The 1,350-nt window shown below is 45.9% G+C and carries 1 protein-coding gene; it reads left to right on the forward strand.

Annotated elements, in window-relative coordinates; all coding sequences use genetic code 11:
• Positions 1-256 precede the first annotated feature (256 nt).
• Positions 257-1,291 carry an IS110 family transposase gene (locus tag VD907_05790; protein HYG84356.1) on the forward strand — a complete coding sequence of 345 codons (1,035 nt, stop codon included), beginning with the start codon at positions 257-259 and terminating at the stop codon, positions 1,289-1,291.
• Positions 1,292-1,350: the final 59 nt, after the last annotated feature.

Here is a 1,350-nt window from a genome sequence, read left to right on the forward strand (position 1 = left end):
TAGAGCCTTGTATGATTAATTTAAATGAATTTTAGCCAGGAAATACTTTAAGCTTTACCGAGTTCATTGGGAGGCCGCTTGAGCCTGAGGACTGGATTAAACCAGAGCCTGTCATGTAGATTGGCCCCCGCCCTATTCACCTATACCGCGGAGTATCTGAGGCTTAGAGCCTGCATTCACAAGGATGGTAGGTGCATACGCAGGGTCGGGAACCAATGACTAGTTTACTTTCCTTATCACAGAATAACAATTAAACATGGCAGATCAACAAATTAACAGCGCTTCACTTGACACACAAACCCGTATCTTCGCTGGCGTCGATGTAGGATCTAAAGAACTGGTTTTGGTGGTGCGCAAAAATGGCAAACCTTTCAATCCGCAGAAGTTCTCCAATACCCCAGCTGATCATGCCCGGATGGCCAAGAAACTGAACAAATTGTCCGGCATTATCGTGTGTATGGAAGCCACCGGCAGTTATCATTTCGATTTAGCCGTTGCGCTCCATGATGCCGGCGTCAAGGTAATGGTCATCAATCCCAAGGTCTCTCATAACTTTGCTAAAGTGTTGATGAACAATAGTAAAACAGATGATGTGGACGCGAATACTCTGGCGGTGTATGCCGAACGGATGGATTTTGCGCCTTGGTCCCGTCCTTCGAATGAAAAGATCGCTTTACGTTGTTTCTCACGCCGTATTAATGCACTAACCGATCAAAAAACAGCAGCAAAGAATCAATTGCATGCCTTAAGCGCAACAGTTGAAACACCCAAAGCCGTGCTAAAAGATGCACAAGCAGCCATCGATCAATTAGATAAGCGTATCGATCAGTTAACGGCTGGCGCCTTGGCATTGATCGAAAAACATCCGGAACTCAGTCGAGCATTAGTTTTGTTCACGAGCATTAAGGGTATTGCCAATACCAGTGCGATTGCCCTCATGGGAGAACTACTGATTTTGCCTGCGGATATGTCGCACCGTGAGTGGGTCAAGTTTGCGGGGCTCGATCCAAGAGCTTTTGATTCCGGCACGAGTGTCCACAAAAAAACGCGTATATCCAAGGCCGGTAACAGCCAGATTCGCGCCGCCCTGTATATGCCTGTCTGGAGCGCTGTGCAGCATGATCGCCATATTAAGGCGTATTACCAACATCTCCTGGATATGGGTAAATTACCGTTGCAAGCCTGTTGTGCGGTCATGCGTAAATTGTTACATGCGATTCACGGCATGCTCAAGCATGATAAACCATTCGATAACACGCGTTTTTATGCAATTCCGTCAATCGCTGAATAGCAGAAAAATGCCTATTTTTAACTTGATTTTAAACAGAGTATCTACATGGACGTATTCAC

This window comes from Verrucomicrobiia bacterium (assembly GCA_035629335.1).
In the GTDB taxonomy this organism is placed as follows: Bacteria; Patescibacteriota; Saccharimonadia; order Saccharimonadales; family Saccharimonadaceae; genus DASUUR01.